This window comes from Streptomyces sp. NPDC043854, from assembly GCF_056436005.1.
Map to the genome: position 1 here is coordinate 1 of NZ_JBWKDK010000082.1, position 15178 is coordinate 15178.

A 15178-nucleotide genomic window follows, 5' to 3' on the forward strand; every position below is an offset into this window, starting at 1 on the left:
CTCAAGGAACGGACGCTTCCTTCGTACTCACCCTCTCGGGCTTTCCTCCGGGCTTTCGTTCTTGCGTTTCCCACTCTATCAGAGTGTTTCGCGCTTCGCTTTCCGGTTCTCCGCTTTCGCGTTTTCCCTTTCGGCGTCCACCACTTTAGCGCTCATCCCGTGCAACTCATAATCGAGTCGCGGATTCGAATTCGGGCATGCCGAATTCGACCCCGTCAGGGGTGAGTAGTGGGTGGTGGTTTCGCCGCTCCGGGAGCTGTCGATGACAGTGACCCGTTCAAGCGGCTCGGGCTACGTTAGGCGTCCGCCCAGGGCGAGTCAAGTTGAGCGGCGGCGTGGCGTATGAGCGCGATAAGGACTCACCGTCGGGTCGTGCGTGATCCAGTAGCGGTACGGGTGGGCAGCTCCGGCGCCGCCCACTCCCGTGCGGGGACCGCTGCTCACCAGGTCGGGCGGGGTGGGGGTGCCCGCGAGGAGGGAGAGGGGGGATGCGGGGCCGGCGCAGAGGTCGGTGCCGTCGAGGGAGCGGTCCACCTCGAGAGCCGTCGCCAGGCGGGCCGGACCTTTGGCCAGTTCCTTGTCGTTTCTGGCCGAGAGTCGACGTTTGCGGGCCAGGTCGGCTCCCACGGTGATCTCCCCCGCGCGCAGCAGTACCCCGCTCGCGTGGCCCGGCGGGCCACACACCAGGTTGAGGCTGAACCACATGCCGTAGATGAAGTAGACGTACGCATGTCCGGGCGGGCCGAACATCGATGCGTTCCGCTCGGTGCGGCCGCGGTAGGCGTGGGAGCCGGGGTCGGCCTCGCCCTCGTACGCCTCTACCTCCGTGATGCGCAGTTCCATGGGGCCCTCGGGAGTACGGCGGACCAGGATGCGTCCGAGGAGGTCCGGGGCCACCGCGAGGACCGGCCGGTCGAAGAAGGACCGGGGCAGGGGCGTACGGTCGGTGCGCGCGCTCATCCGGTCGAGCGTAGTGGAACGTGCACGCCTGCAACCGGGGCCTAAGGTTCCGCGTTGGTAAGGGTTAGTCGAACGAGTCCTTCAAGGGGAGTCAGAGCATGGGGTTCAAGAAGCTGTTCGCCGCACTGGGTGCCGGTGGCGCCTCGGTGGACACGATCATCACCGAGCCGAACGTCGTGCCTGGCGGGATCGTCCAGGGCGAGGTCCGTATCCAGGGCGGCTCCGTGGAGCAGCAGATCGAGGGCCTGTCCCTGGGTCTGCAGGCGCGGGTCGAGGTCGAGGGCGGCGACCAGGAGTACAAGCAGGACATCGTCTTCACCAAGCAGCGCCTCGGCGGTGCCTTCAAGGTCCAGCCGGGCGCCCTGCACGTGGTGCCGTTCGGGCTGGAGATCCCTGCGGAGACCCCGATCACCCACTTCGAGGGTCAGCACCTGCACGGGATGAACATCGGTGTGAGCACCGAGCTGGAGATCGCGCGTGCGGTGGACGCCGGCGACCTGGACCCGATCAACGTCCACCCGGTGCCGGCGCAGCAGGCGATCATGGACGCGTTCCGCCGGCTGGGCTTCACCTTCCGCAGCGCGGACATGGAGCGCGGGCACATCCGCGGCACCCGGCAGACGCTGCCCTTCTACCAGGAGATCGAGTTCCTGCCGCCGGCGCAGTACCGCGGCCTGAACCAGGTCGAGTTGACCTTCGTCTCGGACGGCCGCGAGATGGACGTCGTCCTGGAGATGGACAAGAAGTCGGGTCTGTTCACGGAGGGCAGCGACACCTACCGCTGCTTCCAGGTGGACCTGCAGGACCAGGGGACCGACTGGGCGGCGTACCTCAACCAGTGGATCGCGTCGGTGGGTTCGCAGCGCAACTGGTTCTAGGCTCGGGCCGGGTACCGGGCCAGTCAGGTCCGGTGCCGGTTCGCGATCAGGAGGTTCAGCAGTGGCCGAGCAGAACAGGGCGCCCCTTCCGCACGACTTCCACCCGGAGGTCGCCGCGTTCTCGGTGGTGAGCGACGATCTCGAGCCCGGTGCCGACCTGGGCGACGGACAGGTCCTGGAGGGCGGGAACGTCTCGCCGCACCTGCGGTGGGAGGGCTTCCCCGAGGGGACGAAGAGCTTCGCCGTGACGTGCTTCGACCCGGACGCGCCCACGGGCAGCGGGTTCTGGCACTGGGTCCTGTTCGACCTGCCCGCATCGGTCACCGAGCTGCCGGCGGGTGCGGGCAGCGGGAAGTTCGAAGGGCTGCCGGCCGGTGCCGTGCACGTGCGCAACGACTACGGCACGAAGGACTTCGGCGGGGCGGCCCCGCCGGCTGGGGAGCGGCACCGGTACGTGTTCACCGTGTACGCGGTGGACCAGGAGAAGCTGGGTCCGGACGGGGACGTCTCCCCGGCCGTCGTCGGTTTCAACCTGCGGTTCCACGCGCTGGGGCGGGCGCAGTTGATCGGTGAGTACGAGGCCCCCCAGAACTGACAATTCGCCTTCCGTTTGCCCGGTCCTGGTCTCAAGGCGGCCAGGACCGGGCATTTTTTATTGCGTTGTCCCGCGTGGCGCGCGCGGCCAGAGTGGTTGCGGGCCCTGCAGCCAGGGTGGTCGCGGGCCTGCGCACGGGAGGTGGGCAAGAATGCGGGACACGCTGGTGCTGAATGCGAGCTTCGAGCCGCTGTCGACGGTGACATCGAACCGGGCCGTCGTTCTGGTGCTCCAGGACAAGGCAGTCGTCGAACAGTCGCACCCCGAACTGCGTGTCCGCGCGGCCGCCATGGATCTGCCGATGCCGCGGGTGATCCGGCTGTGCCGGTATGTCCGGGTTCCGTTCCGAAGACACGCGGCGTGGTCGCGGAGGGGGGTGCTGGTCCGGGACCAGCACCGGTGCGCGTACTGCGGGAAGCGCGCGACGACCGTGGACCACGTGGTGCCGCGGGCGCAGGGCGGTGGGGACACCTGGCTGAACACGGTCGCGTCCTGCGCCGAGGACAACCACCGCAAAGCGGACCGGACTCCGGAGGAGGCGGGGATGCCGCTGCTGCGCGAGCCCTTCGTGCCGTCGCCGGCGGACGCGATGCTGCTGGCCCTGGGCGTGCACGGGCAGGAGGCGCTGCCGGAGTGGCTGGGGCGCTCGGCCTGAGCGCTCCGCCGGGAGTCCGGTCACGAAACCGCGGGTCGGAGGGGGCTGGTCGCGCCCACGCGGCGGAGCCGCATGTCCGGAGAGCCCCGCGCCCCTGAGAGGCGCGGGGATGCAGGGATCAGCGCAGCAGCAGTTGGACGATGGCGAGGGTGCCGACCACGACGATCACCGCGCGGAGCGCGGTGGGCGGGAGGCGGCGGCCGACCTTCGCACCGATCTGGCCGCCTATGGTCGAGCCGACGGCGATGAGGAGGACGGCCGTCCAGTCGAAGTCGGCGACGAACAGGAAGAAGACGGCGGCGATGCCGTTGACGAGGGCGGCGATGACGTTCTTGACGGCGTTGATGCGCTGCATGTCGTCGTGCAGCAGCAGCCCCATCAGGGCGAGGTAGAGCACGCCCTGGGCGGCGCCGAAGTAGCCGCCGTACGCGCTGGCCGCCAGCATGCCGCCGAGGAGGGCGGGTCCGCCGTCGGGGTGGCCGCCGTCCCGTCCGGCGGCTTCCTGGCGGCGGCGCAGGGCCGCGGCGAGGCGGGGCTGGAGGACGACGAGGACGAGTGCGAGTCCGATGAGGACGGGCACGATCGTGTCGAAGGACTCCGACGGCAGGGTGAGGAGCAGGACGGCGCCGGCGAGACCGCCGATGAGCGAGACGGCGCCGAGGCGGATGATGCGGCCGCGCTGGCCGCGGAGTTCCTTGCGGTAGCCGAAGGCTCCGCTGAGCGAGCCGGGCACCAGGCCGAGGGTGTTGGACACGTTGGCGGTGACCGGGCTGAGTCCGGTGGCGAGCAGCACCGGGAAGGTGATGAGCGTGCCGGAGCCGACGATGGTGTTGATGGTGCCGGCGCCGATGCCGGCCGCGAACACGGCGAGTGATTCCCAGATGGACATGGACATGGACTGGGCCATCCCCTTTGCATGAGTGAGACGCCTCCCCGCCATGAAGGTCGAGGGGCCTCACTGATCATGCAGGAGGGGATGGGCCCGAGGTCCCCCGGGTCAGTCGATCGGGGGCTGTTCGCGGCGTTCCGTGCCGTTGTTTCCGTTATGCCCGTTGCTGCCGTTGGTGGAGCCGTTGGAGCCGTTGGAGCCGTTTCCGGCAGCCTTGGCGGTGTTGAGCGGGTTGAAGCCGGAACTGCCGCCCATGGGGCCGAAGTTGCCCATGGCTCCGGAGAGGCCCTTGAGGGCGTCGCCGATCTCGCTGGGCACGATCCAGAGCTTGTTGGCGTCGCCTTCGGCGAGCTTCGGCAGCATCTGGAGGTACTGGTAGGCGAGGAGCTTCTGGTCGGCGTCGCCGGCGTGGATGGACTCGAAGACCGTGCGGATGGCCTGGGCTTCGCCCTCGGCCTTGAGGGCGGCGGCCTTGGCCTCGCCCTCGGCGCGGAGGATGGCGGACTGCTTCTCGCCCTCGGCCTTGAGGATTTCGGACTGGCGGACGCCCTCGGCCTGGAGGATGGAGGCGCGCTTGTCGCGGTCGGCGCGCATCTGCTTCTCCATCGAGTCCTGGATGGAGGTCGGCGGGTCGATGGCCTTGAGCTCGACGCGGTTGACGCGGATGCCCCACTTGCCGGTGGCCTCGTCGAGGACGCCGCGCAGGGCCGCGTTGATCTCCTCGCGGGAGGTCAGGGTCCGCTCCAGGTCCATGCCGCCGATGATGTTGCGCAGCGTCGTGACGGTGAGCTGCTCGATGGCCTGGATGTAGCTGGCGACCTCGTACGTCGCGGCGCGGGCGTCGGTCACCTGGTAGTAGATGACGGTGTCGATGTTGACGACCAGGTTGTCCTGGGTGATGACCGGCTGCGGCGGGAACGGCACGACCTGCTCGCGGAGGTCGATGCGGTTGCGGATGGAGTCGATGAACGGGACCACGATGTTGAGGCCCGCGTTGAGTGTGCGGGTGTAGCGGCCGAATCGTTCGACGATGGCTGCGCTGGCCTGCGGGATCACCTGGATCGTCTTGACCAGTGCGATGAAGACCAGAACCACCAGAATGATCAGGACGATGATGATCGGTTGCATGCGGTTCCCCGTGCCCTTCCGGCTGTCTGTGCTGCCCCGTTGAAGCGGAGTGTCGCAGACCCCGGGGCCGCGGGTCGGCTGCTTGGCTCAGAAGCTCACATCACGACGGCGGTGGCTCCGTCGATCTCCACGACGTCCACCTGCTGGCCGGGTTCGAAGCTGCTGTCCGCGTCGAGGCTGCGGGCGGACCAGATTTCGCCGGCGAGTTTGATCCGACCCCCGGTGCCGTCGACGCGTTCGAGGACGAGGGCGGTTCTCCCCTTCAACGCGTCGACACCGGTGCGGTGTTGGGGCCGCTCGCGGTGGTGGTTGGCGATCGAGCGGACGACTGCGGTGAGCGCGATCGACACGATCACGAAGACGAGGACCTGGGCGACCACTCCCCCGCCGAGGGCCGCCGTGACGGCGGCCGCGAGCGCACCGACGGCGAACATGCCGAACTCCGGCATCGCCGTCAGGACGAGGGGGATGCCCAGCCCGACCGCGCCTATGAGCCACCACACCCATGCGTCGATGTTCACATGGTCATGGTAGGTCCGGCGGGCGCGGTCGGGACAGGGTGCGCCTAACGCAGAGGCAGGCCTTGGGCGGTCCAGCGGTCGTTGTCGTGGCGCTCGACGATCAGGGGGAGGCCGAAGCAGAGGGAGAGGTTGCGGGAGGTGAGTTCGAGGTCGATGGGTCCGGCGGTGACGACCTTGCCCTGGCGGATCATCAGGACGTGGGTGAAGCCGGGGGCGATCTCCTCGACGTGGTGCGTGACCATCGCCATGGAGGGGGCGAGCGGGTCGCGGGCGAGGCGGCCGAGGCGGCGGACGAGGTCCTCGCGGCCGCCGAGGTCGAGGCCGGCGGCGGGCTCGTCGAGGAGGAGGAGCTCGGGGTCGGTCATCAGCGCGCGGGCGATCAGGGTGCGCTTGCGCTCGCCCTCGGAGAGGGTGCCGAACTTCCGGTCGAGGTAGTCGGTCATGCCGAGGCGGTCGAGGAAGGCGCGGGCGCGCTGCTCGTCGATCTCCTCGTACTCCTCCTGCCAGGTCGCCGTCATGCCGTACGCGGCGGTGAGGACGGTCTGGAGGACGGTCTGCTTCTTCGGGAGCTTGTCGGCCATCGCGATGCCGGCCATGCCGATGCGGGGCCGCAGCTCGAAGACGTCCACCTTGCCCAGGGTGCTGCCGAGGATGGTGGCGGTGCCCTTGGTGGGGAAGAGGTAGCTGGACGCGATGTTGAGCAGGGTGGTCTTCCCGGCGCCGTTGGGGCCGAGGATGACCCAGCGCTCTCCCTCCTTGACCGACCAGGAGACCTGGTCCACCAGAGCCCGGCCCTCGCGGACCACGGATACGTCCACCAGCTCCAGTACATCGCTCATGAGCGCGTTGTCTCCCCTTGCAGTCTTGTTTCGTCAGTGCACCGGTAGGCGCAGCCCCAGGGGAAAACCTACGCCACTCGGGGAGGGCTCCGGGCGTCAGCCCGGCTGCGGGGCCGGATCCGGGCTGGTCCGTAGAGTGGGGGAATGCTTTTCGAACCACGTTCAGGGCGGCTGGCCGCCTGGGGGAACGCGCTGCTGGCCGGTCTGGTCTCGCCCGACGAGGCCGCGATGTCGATCGTGGACGAGGACGCCGTGCACCGGGTCGCGGGGCTGCCGGGCGAGGACGCTCCGGTGGGGCTCACGCTGGCGCTGGGACGGCTGCGGGCGCTGGGGGTGACCGGGCTGCGGGTGGCGTTGCCGGTGCCGGGGCACCCGCTGGGGCTGAGCGGTCCGCCGGAGTTCAATGCGCGGGCGCTGGAGGCCGGGGAGGCGGTCGTCGCGGTGGGGGCGGCGCTGGGTCTGGTGCCGGAGGTCAGCGAGGCGGGGCCGGCCGGGGACGTGCACGTGGAGGTGGTGTGGCACTGCCTGCCGGTACGGGAGGCGCCGCCGGCGGACGTGCCGTCGCTGGGTGAGGCGGAGCGGGAGCTGGCCGAGGGGATGCGCGAGGCGACGGTCGTGCTGACGCGGCTGGACGTGGCGGCGGCGGGACCGGCGGCCGAGGCTGCGCTGTCGGCGTACCGGGCGCGGGCGGAGGCCGGGCAGGAGGCGCTGGCTCCGGGGTATCCGGCGCGGGCGGTGCGGGTGCTGGCGCTGGCGCAGCGGGTGGCGCTGCTGGTGTCGCTGGCGTACGAGCGCGGGCACGGGGGTGCGGTGGCGGCCTCGGAGATGGCGGCGCGGGCGGAGGCCCTGCGGCCGGTGGAGCGGGTGGCGCGGCGGGCGCTGGTCGCGGCGTACAACGCGGCGGTGGAGGAGCGGGACCGCGGCTGACCTCGGGGGCCGGGCGGGGCCGGGCGGGGCCGGGCGGGGCGGGACGCGCCGCGGGCCCGCCTCCCGGTGTGCTGCGGCCCCGCCTCCCGGGGAGAGTGGGGGAGGCGGGGCCGGCGGCGGGGGCGGCGGGTCAGTGGTTGACGCCGGTGTTGCCCCAGGCGCCGTTCAGCAGGCCGACGACGGTGACGGTGTTGCCGACCGCGTTGACGGGGACGTGCACGGGGGCCTGGACCAGGTTCCCGGAGGCCACGCCGGGCGAGCCCACGGCCTTGCCGCAGGCCGAGGCACCGCTGCCGTGCGCCGCGGAGACGCCGGCTCCCGCGGCAAGGAGGCCGCCCGCGATCAGGGCGACGGCTGTGGCCTTCTTGGTGTTCTTCACGTTCTCGTCCTCCAGAGCGTCTGCCGCGGCCGTCCGCCGCGGCACGCCATGGAGAACGGTCGCCCGGCGCATGGGATACGCCATGTGGGCGACATCCACCCGACAGTATGAATTCCGTGGCGAAGCTGGACGCCGTCAGCCGGCGGCGCCGTGCCGGACCGCCCACAGGGCCGCCTGGGTGCGGTCCGCGAGGTCCAGCTTCATCAGGATGTTCGAGACGTGCGTCTTGACGGTCTTCTCGGACAGGACGAGTGCGCGGGCGATCTCCCGGTTCGAGCGGCCGTCCGCGATGAGGGCGAGGACCTCCTGCTCCCGCTCGGTCAGGGAGCCGCCGCGGCCGGCCGCGGGCTGCTCCTCCTGGGAGAGGAGGGCCTCGGCGACCTCGGGCTGGAGCACGACGTGGCCGGCGTGGACGGAGCGGATGGCTCCGGCCAGGGCGTCGGGGTCTACGTCCTTGTAGACGTATCCCGCGGCGCCGGCGCGCAGGGCGGGGACGACCGTCCGCTGCTCGGTGAAGCTGGTGACGACGAGGACCCGGGCCGGGTTCGCGAGGGCGCGCAGCCGGCGCAGGGCCTCGATGCCGTCGGTGCCCGGCATCTTGACGTCCATCAGGATCACGTCGGGCCGCAGCTCCTCGGCGCGGGACACCCCTTCCGCCCCGTCGGCCGCCTCGCCGACCACCTCGATGTCGTCCTGGACCTCCAGGAACGTGCGCAGGCCGCGCCGGACCACCTGGTGGTCGTCGACGAGCAGTACTCCGATGCGGGTCCGCCCGGGCGTGTCAGCCACCGGGCACCTCCATCTCGATCGTGGTGCCCTTGCCGGGCGCCGAGTGCACGGTGAGGCGGCCGCCGACGCCGTCGGCCCGGTCCCGCATGGAGACCAGGCCCAGGTGGCGGCCGGCCGCCCGGACCGCCTGGGGGTCGAAGCCGCGGCCGTTGTCCGCGACGGTGAGGACGGCGCCCGGGCCGCGGCGGGCGAGGACGACCTCGACGCGGTCGGCGTCCGCGTGGCGCAGGGCGTTGTGGAGGGCCTCCTGGGCGACCCGGAGCAGGGCTTCCTCCTGGGCGGCGGGCAGGGCGCGTACGCCGTCGCAGGTGAAGGTGACGTGCGCGCTGTGGGCGCGGTCGAGGACGCGGACCTGGCCGCGGAGGGTGGCGGCCAGCCCGTCCTCGTCGAGGCCGGCGGGGCGCAGTTCGGTGACGGCTGCGCGCAGCTCGTCGGCGGCCTCGGCGGCGAGTGCGGCGACCTGGTGCAGTTCCTCCTTGGCGCGGTCCGGGTCGCGGTCGACGAGGGCGGCGGCGGCCTGGGCGGTCAGGCGCAGGGAGAACAGCTTCTGGCTGACGGCGTCGTGCAGCTCGTGGGCGAGGCGGGAGCGCTCCTCGGCGATGGTGAGCTCGCGGCTGCGCTCGTAGAGGCGGGCGTTGGTGAGGGCGATCGCCGCGTGCTGGGCGAGGAGGCCGAGGAGCTCCTCGTCCTCGTCGGTGAAGCCGCCGGGGACGCGCTTGTTCGCGAGGAAGAGGGCGCCGAGGGTCTCCTCGCCGTCCCGGATGGGCCGGCCGAGGAAGTCGGACATCTCGGGGTGGGCGGCGGGCCAGCCCTCGAAGCGGGGGTCCTTGCGTACGTCGGCCAGCCGCTCGGCGCCCTCCTGGTGGAGCATCGCGGCGAGGATGCCGTGCTGGCGGGGCAGCGGGCCGATGCGGCGCCACTGGTCCTCGCCGATGCCGTCGACGACGAACTGGGCGAAGCCGCCGTGGTCGTCCGGGACACCGAGGGCCGCGTACCGGGCGTCGAGCAGTTCGCGGGCGGAGACGACGATCGTGCGCAGGACGTCGCGCACCTCCAGCCGGCGGCTCATGGCGAGCAGGGCGGTGCTCACGGCGGCGAGGCCGCTGCGTGGTCCGTTGCGCATGGGGTCACCGTGCATGGGGTCACCGTACTCGCGGCGCTGACCTGCGGGATCGGGCTGCAGGTCTGGGACCGGGGGCGGAGCGGGGTCCTCCTCGGGGAGGAGGACGGTCGGGTGGAGGCGGGCCGTGGGGAGGAGGAGGCGGGGCGGCTTTCGTCCGCACACCGGAGAAGGTGACGGAATGAATAACACTCGCAACGCATGGTGAGAATGTCACGAGGTCGATGTGAGCCCGCGCATAGGACCCACATCACTTACGAAGGCGACTAGTGGACGCCTAAAGGTCGCATCAGTGCTGTTCTACGCGGTGCCGGGGCCGAAATTCCGGGTCGGAGAGGGCCCCCTGATCCACTAAGCGGGATCGTACGTCACACCTTTGCACCAGGATTTTGCCGCCGCTAAGAATTGCTCCCGTCGCACGGCACCGCGGATCCCCCGGATCGCGGAGCCCTCCTGTGGCCCCCGCGATTCGAAGAGGTTGCTAACGCATGTCCAAGACCAGCATTCGTGGCCGTCGTCTGACGAAGGCGCACAAGATGTCCTTCGCCGCCGTCGCCACCATCGGTGCCGCCGCCGTCGCCGCCACGCTTGTCCCCGGCGGTGCCGGCAACACCGGCACGGCAGAGGCCGCCGTCGCCGCCCCCGTGGCGATGACCCAGGTGGTGGACGCGCAGACCAAGGCCGTCCAGAGCCACCTGAGCGCCCAGCAGGCCGTTGCCGCCCAGCGCGCCCAGGTCGCGGCCGCCGCGGCCAAGGCCAAGGCGGATGCGGCCGCGAAGGCCAAGGCCGAGGCCGCCGCGAAGAAGGCGCGCGAGCAGGCGGAGGCCGCCAGCCGTGCGGCCGCCCGCAAGCCGGTCTTCGCGAACAACCTGGACGGCTGGATCAAGGAAGCCCTCTTCATCATGAAGAAGGAGGGCATCCCGGGCACCTACGCGGGCATCCACAAGAACGTGATGCGCGAGTCCTCGGGCAACCCGATGGCCATCAACAACTGGGACATCAACGCCAAGAACGGCGTCCCGTCCAAGGGCCTGCTCCAGGTCATCTACCCGACCTTCAAGGCCTACCACGTGTCGGGCACCAAGTTCGACCAGTACGACCCGGTCGCCAACATCGTCGCCGCCTGCAACTACGCGGCCGACCGCTACGGCTCCATCGACAACGTGAACAGCGCCTACTAGGCCACGCGGAGCTTCCGCAGCAACCCTTCGAACGCCTCAGGGCGGTACCCGGGATCCGGGTACCGCCCTGAGGCGCTTGTGCGTCACGTGCCGCACATGCTGTGCATGCCGCTCGTGCCGCCGGTGCTGCTCCTTGCTAATTGCGCATGACCTCGGGCTCGTGGCGGCGCAGCAGGCGCTGCACGGCGAAGCCGCAGGCGATGCCGAGGGCGAGCAGGACGATGATGTTGAGCGTCCACTGGCCGGCCGTGGCGTCCCACAGGGGGTCGGTGTTGGTCGGGTTCTCCATGTCCCACGGCGCCATGAGCTTGCCGAGGTTCAGGGTGGTGCCGGCGGCGGCGATGGCCCAGCGGGAGGGCATCAGCCAGGCGAACTGCTCCAGACCGGGCTTGTCGTAGATCTGGAACAGGATGCCCGTGAACACGACCTGGACGATCGCGAACATGACCAGCAGCGGCATGGTCTTCTCGGCGGTCTTCACCAGCGAGGAGATCACCAGGCCGAACATCATCGAGGTGAAGCCGAGCGCGATGACGGAGATGCAGAGCTCGGTGGCCGGGTCCATGAACAGGCCCTCGGCGGGGAGCTTGCGCGGGGTGAAGCCGATGATGCAGATGATCACGCCCTGGAGGGCCGTGATGACGCCGAGGACGATCACCTTCGACATCAGGTACGCGGACCGGGACAGGCCCGTGGCGCGTTCCCGCTCGTAGATGACCCGTTCCTTGATCAGCTCACGGACCGAGTTGGCGGCGCCGGAGAAGCACATGCCGACCGCGAGGATCAGCATGATCGTGCCGGCGTCGCCGTTGAAGCGGCTCGGCGGGGTCGGCGGCGCGAGCCCGAACTTCGCGGGGATGACCGTGGAGACGATGCCGAGGACCGCGGGCAGGATCAGCATCAGGGCCATGAAGCCCTTGTCCGAGGCGATGACCGACAGGTAGCGGCGGACCAGCGTCCACAGCTGCGAGCCCCAGGCCTGCGGCTTCGGCGGGATCATCATCTGCTGCGGCGGCATGGTGACGGACTGCGGGGCGACCGCGTCCAGGTCGGCGGCGTACAGCTGGTAGTGCTGCGAGCCCTTCCAGCGGCCGGCCCAGTCGTAGTCGCGGTAGTTCTCGAACGCCGAGAAGACGTCCGCCCACGTGCTGTAGCCGAAGAAGTTCAGCGCCTCGTCCGGCGGGCCGAAGTAGGCCACCGAACCGCCCGGGGCCATGACCAGCAGCTTGTCGCACAGGGACAGCTCGGCCACGGAGTGGGTGACGACCAGGACCGTGCGGCCGTCGTCGGCGAGGCCGCGCAGCAGCTGCATGACGTCGCGGTCCATGCCCGGGTCGAGGCCGGAGGTCGGCTCGTCCAGGAAGATCAGCGAGGGCTTGGTGAGCAGCTCCAGGGCCACGGACACGCGCTTGCGCTGACCACCCGAGAGCGCGGTGATCTTCTTGTCCTTGTGGATGTCGAGCTTGAGCTCGCGCAGCACCTCGTCGATGCGGGCGGCGCGCTCGGACTCGGCGGTGTCGCCGGGGAAGCGGAGCTTGGCCGCGTACTTCAGGGCGGTGGAGACCTTCAGCTCCTTGTGCAGGATGTCGTCCTGCGGGACCAGGCCGATGCGCTGGCGGAGCTCCGCGAACTGCTTGTACAGGTTGCGGTTGTCGTAGAGGACCTCGCCCTGGTTGGCGGGCCGGTAGCCGGTCAGCGCCTTGAGCAGGGTCGACTTGCCGGAACCGGAGGGGCCGATGACGCCGATCAGCGACTTCTCCGGGACGCCGAAGGTGACGTCCTTGAGGATCTGCTTGCCGCCGTCGACCGTGACCGTGAGGTGGCGGGCCGAGAAGGAGACGTCGCCGGAGTCGACGAACTCCTCCAGCCGGTCGCCGACGATCCGGAACGTGGAGTGGCCGACGCCGACGATGTCGTTCGGGCCGAGCAGCGCGGAGCCGGACTTGGCCAGCGGCTGGCCGTTGACGTAGGTGCCGTTGTGACTGCCGAGGTCGTGGATCTCGAAGCGGCCACCGGTGGAGCGGAACTCCGCGTGGTGCCGCGAGACCTGGAGGTCGGAGACGACCAGCTCGTTCTCCAGGGCACGACCGATGCGCATGACGCGGCCGACGGCGATCTGGTGGAAGGTCGTCGGGCTGCGGTCGCCGCCGTAGCCGGCGTGCGCTCCCTGGGCGGGCTGGGCCGCGGCGGCCGCGCCCTGCTGCTGCGGGAAGTGCTGCTGCCGGTCGGGCGCCTGCTGCTGGTGCGGCTGCGGCCACGCCTGCTGCTGGGCCGGAGGCTGGTACGCCGGGGCAGCCTGCGCCTGGGCCGGGGCCTGGTAGGCGGGGGCCGGGGCCTGGTAGGCCGGTGCCTGCTGCTGCGGCGCGGCGGCCTGCTGCGGAGCGCCGGCAACGCTCAGATTCAGCCGTGGGCCGTCGGTGGCGTTGCCGAGGTGGACCGGTGTGCCCGGCACGAGCTCCGCATGCTGGACCCGCGCACCCTGCACATAGGTGCCGTTGGTGCTGCCGTGGTCCTCGATGCCCCAACCCCGGCCGTTCCAAGCGATGGTGGCGTGCCGCCAGGAAACCCGGGCGTCATCGATCACCACGTCTCCCTGGGGATCGCGTCCCAGCGAGTACGACCTGGACGGATCCAGCGTCCAGGTCCTTCCATTCAATTCCAGTACGAGTTCCGGCACTCCAGCCCCACTTAGGTCCCCCGAGAATCCCCCTGGCCGTCAGGGAGTCCGACGCCAGGGAGTCTAGGGATGGCTAACATCCGGTGGAACTATTTCAGGCCTGCGGCCACATGTGGAATCGGGGCCGTCCCGGGGCCCCGCCGACCGCGGGCGCAAGTCGCCCGGAGCGGTGCGATACCGGACTTCTCGATCAGCGGTCCGGTCCCGGCCGCCGCATCTGAGCGGAGGAAACCGGTTCCGGTGGGTGGGACGGGCCTGACGTCCCCGCGGGGCGGGAAGATACGGTGAGAGCACCATGAGCGCTTCGCAGACCTCAGACGTCCCCACCCTCCTCGTCAAGATTTTCGGCAAGGACCGTCCCGGGATCACCGCGGGACTGTTCGACACCCTCGCCGCCTACTCCGTCGACGTGGTCGACATCGAGCAGGTCGTCACCCGCGGCCGCATCGTCCTGTGCGCCCTCGTCACCATGCCCTCCCACGGCACCGAGGGCGAGCTGCGGTCCACGGTCCACAGCTGGGCCGAGTCGCTCAAGATGCAGGCGGAGATCCTCTCCGGCACCGGTGACAACCGGCCGCGCGGCACCGGCCGCTCCCACGTCACCGTCCTCGGCCACCCGCTGACCGCCGAGTCCACGGCGGCGGTCGCCGCCCGGATCACCGCCACGGGCGGCAACATCGACCGCATCTTCCGACTCGCCAAATACCCGGTGACGGCCGTCGAATTCGCCGTGTCCGGCTGCGAGACGGAGCCGCTGCGGACCGCCCTGGCCATCGCCGCCGCGCAGATCGGCGTCGACGTGGCGGTGGTCTCGGCGGGCCTGCACCGGCGGGCCCAGCGCCTGGTCGTGATGGACGTGGACTCGACCCTGATCCAGGACGAGGTCATCGAGCTGTTCGCGGCGCACGCGGGCTGCGAGGCCGAGGTCGCCGAGGTGACCGGGCGGGCCATGCGCGGCGAGCTGGACTTCGAGCAGTCGCTGCACGCCCGGGTGGCGCTGCTGGCGGGGCTCGACGCCTCGGTGGTGGACAAGGTCCGGGCCGAGGTGCGGCTGACGCCCGGGGCGCGGACCCTGATCCGCACCCTCAAGCAGCTCGGCTACCAGGTGGGCGTGGTCTCCGGCGGGTTCACGCAGGTCACGGACGACCTGCAGGAGCGGCTGGGGCTGGACTTCGCCTCCGCCAACACCCTGGAGATCGTCGACGGCAAGCTGACCGGCCGGGTCACGGGCGAGATCGTGGACCGGGCCGGGAAGGCCCGGCTGCTGCGCCGCTTCGCGGACGAGGCCGGCGTACCGCTGGAGCAGACGGTGGCGATCGGCGACGGCGCCAACGACCTGGACATGCTGAACGCGGCCGGGCTCGGGGTGGCCTTCAACGCCAAGCCGGTGGTCCGCGAGGCCGCGCACACCGCGGTCAACGTGCCGTTCCTGGACACCGTGCTGTACCTGCTGGGGATCACCCGCGAGGAGGTGGAGGCCGCCGGCCTGACCTGACCCGGTCCGCGCGTGCGTGTCACGTGTACGAGCACGTGCACGACGACGAGAGACGGGGGCGGGGGGGGGGGGGGGGGGGGGGGGGGGGGGGGGGGGCCTTTCCTGCCGTTTCGCGCTCCTTCAGCTTCTGTTTTCTTTTGTTTTC

14 protein-coding genes and 1 pseudogene are annotated in these 15178 nt (G+C 70.7%); 6 read left to right on the forward strand and 9 right to left on the reverse strand.

Annotated features, from left to right (window positions below):
- Positions 1-318 precede the first annotated feature (318 nt).
- On the reverse strand, positions 319-960 hold the full coding sequence (locus AC068A_RS35220) for a DNA-3-methyladenine glycosylase (protein WP_478590373.1): 642 nt from the start codon (positions 958-960) through the stop codon (positions 319-321).
- A gap of 98 nt (positions 961-1058) precedes the next feature.
- Between AC068A_RS35220 and AC068A_RS35225 the strand changes: the two genes are divergently transcribed.
- The 3 genes from AC068A_RS35225 (at position 1059) to AC068A_RS35235 (ending at position 3088) form a co-directional block, all read left to right on the forward strand.
- A complete protein-coding gene (locus AC068A_RS35225; protein ID WP_478590374.1) occupies positions 1059-1838 on the forward strand; it encodes a sporulation protein in 780 nt (259 codons plus the stop codon).
- A gap of 61 nt (positions 1839-1899) precedes the next feature.
- Positions 1900-2433, forward strand: coding sequence for a YbhB/YbcL family Raf kinase inhibitor-like protein (locus tag AC068A_RS35230; RefSeq protein ID WP_478590375.1), 534 nt, complete (start codon positions 1900-1902; stop codon positions 2431-2433).
- Between the two features lie 151 nt (positions 2434-2584).
- A complete protein-coding gene (locus AC068A_RS35235; protein WP_478590376.1) occupies positions 2585-3088 on the forward strand; it encodes an HNH endonuclease in 504 nt (167 codons plus the stop codon).
- 118 nt (positions 3089-3206) lie between these two features.
- On the opposite strand, the gene AC068A_RS35240 is transcribed toward AC068A_RS35235, so the two are convergent.
- From AC068A_RS35240 to AC068A_RS35255, 4 genes and pseudogenes are all read right to left on the reverse strand, one after another.
- Entirely contained in the window at positions 3207-3983 is a 777-nt protein-coding gene (locus AC068A_RS35240) for a sulfite exporter TauE/SafE family protein (RefSeq protein WP_478590377.1), read from the reverse strand.
- 102 nt (positions 3984-4085) lie between these two features.
- Complete coding sequence (locus AC068A_RS35245) at positions 4086-5105, reverse strand: SPFH domain-containing protein (RefSeq protein WP_478590378.1); 1020 nt, start codon at positions 5103-5105, stop codon at positions 4086-4088.
- 95 nt (positions 5106-5200) lie between these two features.
- A complete protein-coding gene (locus tag AC068A_RS35250; RefSeq protein ID WP_478590379.1) occupies positions 5201-5626 on the reverse strand; it encodes an NfeD family protein in 426 nt (141 codons plus the stop codon).
- A gap of 314 nt (positions 5627-5940) precedes the next feature.
- A pseudogene (locus AC068A_RS35255) lies at positions 5941-6465 on the reverse strand (ABC transporter ATP-binding protein); the annotation flags it as partial.
- A gap of 144 nt (positions 6466-6609) precedes the next feature.
- Here AC068A_RS35255 and AC068A_RS35260 point away from each other — a divergent pair.
- The gene (locus tag AC068A_RS35260) at positions 6610-7392 is read left to right on the forward strand and encodes a hypothetical protein (RefSeq protein ID WP_478590380.1); all 783 of its coding nucleotides are present in this window, start codon (positions 6610-6612) and stop codon (positions 7390-7392) included.
- 130 nt (positions 7393-7522) lie between these two features.
- Here AC068A_RS35260 and AC068A_RS35265 read toward each other — a convergent pair whose 3' ends face one another.
- From AC068A_RS35265 to AC068A_RS35275, 3 genes are all read right to left on the reverse strand, one after another.
- On the reverse strand, positions 7523-7771 hold the full coding sequence (locus tag AC068A_RS35265; protein ID WP_478590391.1) for a chaplin: 249 nt from the start codon (positions 7769-7771) through the stop codon (positions 7523-7525).
- A gap of 135 nt (positions 7772-7906) precedes the next feature.
- The gene (locus tag AC068A_RS35270) at positions 7907-8560 is read right to left on the reverse strand and encodes a response regulator (RefSeq protein ID WP_478590381.1); all 654 of its coding nucleotides are present in this window, start codon (positions 8558-8560) and stop codon (positions 7907-7909) included.
- Complete coding sequence (locus AC068A_RS35275; protein ID WP_478590392.1) at positions 8553-9683, reverse strand: GAF domain-containing sensor histidine kinase; 1131 nt, start codon at positions 9681-9683, stop codon at positions 8553-8555. Before AC068A_RS35275 ends, AC068A_RS35270 begins: the two co-directional genes overlap by 8 nt.
- A 485-nt stretch (positions 9684-10168) precedes the next feature.
- Between AC068A_RS35275 and AC068A_RS35280 the strand changes: the two genes are divergently transcribed.
- Positions 10169-10861 carry a transglycosylase SLT domain-containing protein gene (locus tag AC068A_RS35280; protein ID WP_478590382.1) on the forward strand — a complete coding sequence of 231 codons (693 nt, stop codon included), beginning with the start codon at positions 10169-10171 and terminating at the stop codon, positions 10859-10861.
- Between the two features lie 136 nt (positions 10862-10997).
- Here AC068A_RS35280 and AC068A_RS35285 read toward each other — a convergent pair whose 3' ends face one another.
- Entirely contained in the window at positions 10998-13538 is a 2541-nt protein-coding gene (locus tag AC068A_RS35285; protein WP_478590383.1) for an ABC transporter ATP-binding protein/permease, read from the reverse strand.
- Positions 13539-13833: 295 nt separating this feature from the next.
- On the opposite strand from AC068A_RS35285, the gene serB reads away from it, so the two are divergent.
- Positions 13834-15033, forward strand: coding sequence for a phosphoserine phosphatase SerB (gene serB, locus AC068A_RS35290; protein WP_478590384.1), 1200 nt, complete (start codon positions 13834-13836; stop codon positions 15031-15033).
- Positions 15034-15178: the final 145 nt, after the last annotated feature.